General features: G+C 60.3%; 6 protein-coding genes. 4 read left to right on the top strand and 2 right to left on the bottom strand.

Translation table 11 applies throughout. The features are described from left to right. Positions 1–65: 65 nt before the first annotated feature. From RM530_RS18260 to RM530_RS18245, 4 genes are all read left to right on the top strand, one after another. Entirely contained in the window at positions 66–365 is a 300-nt protein-coding gene (locus RM530_RS18260; protein WP_311366699.1) for a transposase, read from the top strand. Then, on the top strand, positions 362–859 hold the full coding sequence (locus tag RM530_RS18255) for an IS3 family transposase (protein ID WP_311366698.1): 498 nt from the start codon (positions 362–364) through the stop codon (positions 857–859). The genes RM530_RS18260 and RM530_RS18255 overlap by 4 nt, the downstream gene beginning before the upstream one ends. Positions 860–1,018: 159 nt before the next feature. Next, positions 1,019–1,570: a hypothetical protein gene (locus tag RM530_RS18250; protein ID WP_311366697.1), complete on the top strand. Its 552-nt coding sequence runs from the start codon at positions 1,019–1,021 to the stop codon at positions 1,568–1,570. Between the two features lie 74 nt (positions 1,571–1,644). After that, positions 1,645–2,013 carry a hypothetical protein gene (locus RM530_RS18245; RefSeq protein WP_311366696.1) on the top strand — a complete coding sequence of 123 codons (369 nt, stop codon included), beginning with the start codon at positions 1,645–1,647 and terminating at the stop codon, positions 2,011–2,013. Between the two features lie 122 nt (positions 2,014–2,135). Here the strand turns inward: RM530_RS18245 and RM530_RS18240 are convergent, their stop codons facing one another. Continuing rightward, complete coding sequence (locus RM530_RS18240) at positions 2,136–2,384, bottom strand: hypothetical protein (RefSeq protein ID WP_311366695.1); 249 nt, start codon at positions 2,382–2,384, stop codon at positions 2,136–2,138. A 271-nt stretch (positions 2,385–2,655) separates the two neighbouring features. Further along, positions 2,656–3,034: transposase (locus RM530_RS18235; RefSeq protein WP_311366694.1), on the bottom strand; the 379-nt coding region annotated here is incomplete at its 5' end.

Genomic DNA, 3,034 nt, shown 5'->3' with positions numbered 1-3,034 from the left:
TCATGGTCTAATTTCTTCGGACACCTCGATAGGGGGTGATTCCCCCGACTGAGGACAGAGAAGAAATGAGCGACAAGATCCGTAGGACGTTTGACGTGGCGTTCAAGCTGCAAGTGATCGGCCTGATTCGAGATCAGGGGCTGAGCGTGTCGCAGGTGTGCAGCGACATGAATCTGGTGGATAGCGCGGTGCGGCGCTGGTTGACGCAGTACGATGCGGAGCGGGCTGGCGGCAGCGGAATCGGCAAGCCGCTGACGGCCGAGCAACAGCGAATCCGGCAGCTGGAGGGGGAGAACCGGCAACTGCGATCAGACAATGATCTGTTAAAAAAAGCCTCGGCCTTCTTTGCCCGGGAACTGAAGTGATCCATCGCCTGATCGCTCAGCGGCAACAGAAGGCCGAAGTCTCGCAGATGTGCCGGGTACTGGAGGTCAGCCGCTCGGGGTTCTATGCCGCCCAGCAGCGCCGGCCCGCAGTATGCGTGGCCAGCGTTCACCTGAAGGCTGCGTTCATGGCCAGTGGCCGCAGCTACGGAAGCCGGCGACTGCGGGTGGCGCTGAGCATGCAAGGCTTCACGCTGGGCCGCCACCGCGTGCGTACACTGATGAAACGCCGCAACTTCGGGGTCACGCCGCAACTTCGCAACTTCGGGGTCAGGTCTTGTTCCTTGCCAAATTTCTTTGGCTTCGCTACGTTCCCCCGCATGGCCCGCCCTCTGCGTATCGAATTCCTCGGTGCGATCCATCATGTGATGGCGCGCGGCAATGCCCGTCAAGCAATCTTCCTCAATGACGAAGATCGCGACGCCTACGAGAGCGGACACCGGCAACTTCCGCAGATCGGTGCGCACTTCGGGTAGCACTACTCGACGGTAAGCTGGATCGCGCGAGGTGTGGCTCGGCGGGCTGCGTCAAGGCGCAAGACCTGACCCCAACCTTTGACCCCATGACCCCAACCTTTGACCCCAACCTTGTGTTTGACCCCGTCAAGGCGCAAGACCTGACCCCAACCTTGTGCGATGACCCCAACCTTGTGCGAGCTGACGGGTGGGAAGTTTGCCAATGGGGCGGTGACGGGGGCGTTTGCTTACACCTTCGGCAGCGTCGCGCGCGACATCCAGAACGGCGCGAGCCTTGGCGATGCAATCGGCAAGCTTTGGTCGCTGCCGACAAGCGTTATCGGCTTGGCCTATGGCGGCGTCGGTTATGGGCTTGGTTGGATTGGCTACGGGTTGGGCTTGCAGGCCCTGCCGCCTGAGATCGCTTTGGGCAACAACGCAATTCAATTCATCAACAATCCGCTCACTGCGACAGCGACGACGTTCGGCAACGTCATCGTCTACAACCCCGATCCCGTCTATCACCCGAGCTCGACGTTCACGAACAGCGGCATGCCGCTTGGCTTCGAGGAGATGCAGCACACATTGCAGGGCCAAGCGCTCGGACCGTTGTATCTCCCGGCGCACGGCCTCCTCGGTGCCGGAGCGTTGCTGTTCAACGGGAATTGGCATGGACCGTTCAACGTCTTGGAGACGGGGCCCCACAGCACTCCGCCGAGGCCTTGGCCATGACGGCGGCGGCGCGGTGTCTTGGAGTTGCGGCTGCCCTGCTACTGGCAGCGATGCTTCAAGGCTGCCCGAAGCGCATGGCCGTTTCCATCGTGAACAACGCGGGATCAGATTTGGCGATCCGGCTGGCAGATGGAGACGAGCCGTGGGCGCGCGGCAGCGCCTGGAGCAGTGAGAGCAAGACCGGACGTCTGCGGTGGGTCGAGGACGAATCGGTTGACGGCACTGTACCAGTGCTTGATGTCGTGCGTGGAGCGACGGTCACGAGTTACCGCCTTAGAGTCTTTCCTCTGCCCGCCGAGTACCTCAGCAACGATGGAAAACCAAAGGCGCGACTGGTGCTTGAAAACGACGATCTCTTGTACGCCATGAAACCCGGACAGCAGCGGCCCGGACAACCGCAACCACCGCGCTTTCCGCTGCGGCCAGACGCCGCATCACCTTGAACTACGACGCCAGCCATCACCTCCATGTGCACACTGGCGGAAGCTTCGCAAATGGGGCGGTGACCGGGGCGTTCTCGTATGCCTTCGCGGAATTAGCTAGCCGATCGGGGTCAACTTCAGGGTCAGATACCGTCTTGAATTGCAACGTTCCCGATGGCGATTTGACTATCGAACGGCAAGCCCGAGCGGAGCACACTATAGATTTGATGGGTGAGCTTGCGCATGCTGGCGCCGACGATAGCCTTCGGGGCCAGTCCCTTCGCTCTCAGCCGCTCGGCCATCGCGATGATGGCACTGTTGGAACGTCGGAACGTCGGGGTCAGGTCTTGTTCCTTGCCAAATTTCTTTGGCTTCGTTACGTTCCTCCGCATGGCCCACCTTCTACGTATCGAATTCCTCGGCGCGATCCATCATGGCGCGCGGCAATGCCCGTCAAGCAATCATCCTCAATGACGAAGATCGCGACGCCTACGAGAGCGGACACCGGCAACTTCCGCAGATCGGTGCGCACTTCGGGTGTAAGCGTTCAAACCACGGCGTCATATTCGCGAGGATCATCGGCGATTAGCCTGCACGCATCGACTGAAACGGAGCGATGCGATGGAAACAGGAGTGGGCAGAGTCTGAGGTTTCCCCTCAAATTTAGGCGCGAGTGGTCGTTGGGCCATTGAAGCATGATGGCGGGTGCCAGAGGGATCGCAGCGCTTGTTCAAAACAGGCTTGGGTCAGTGTCAGGAGCTTGGCTGCCAAGACCATCCAGCCGAGAGTGATGTCGGACAAGGTCTGTCGCTTGTGATCGCTGTTGGATCGACACTGATCCTGAAGGCCGCGACGTCGTGCGATGATCCCGGCGACCCAGGCCAGAAAGACGGCGAGCAGATGGATCAACAGGAGCATGGCGATCCGCGCTGCGCCGCAGGATTGGCTGTCCTCATAGCCAAAGCCAAATTGATGCGACTTGAGCGTACGAAAGCTTTGCTCAATGCGCATGCGGGTCCGGTAGAGGTTGACGATATCCAAG

The sequence above is a fragment of the Banduia mediterranea genome (genome assembly GCF_031846245.1).
Classification (GTDB): Bacteria; Pseudomonadota; Gammaproteobacteria; order Nevskiales; family Nevskiaceae; genus Banduia; species Banduia mediterranea.
Note: the sequence above shows the minus strand (reverse complement) of the source record. Positions and strands in the feature narration are given on the sequence as shown.

Excerpts from the sequence above, each read along its gene's own strand:
- RM530_RS18250 (WP_311366697.1), top strand. The coding sequence starts at position 1,019 with ATGACCCCAACCTTGTGCGAGCTGACGGGTGGGAAGTTTGCCAATGGG.
- RM530_RS18260 (WP_311366699.1), top strand. The coding sequence starts at position 66 with ATGAGCGACAAGATCCGTAGGACGTTTGACGTGGCGTTCAAGCTGCAA.
- RM530_RS18240 (WP_311366695.1), bottom strand. The coding sequence starts at position 2,384 with ATGCGGAGGAACGTAACGAAGCCAAAGAAATTTGGCAAGGAACAAGAC.
- RM530_RS18245 (WP_311366696.1), top strand. The coding sequence starts at position 1,645 with ATGGCCGTTTCCATCGTGAACAACGCGGGATCAGATTTGGCGATCCGG.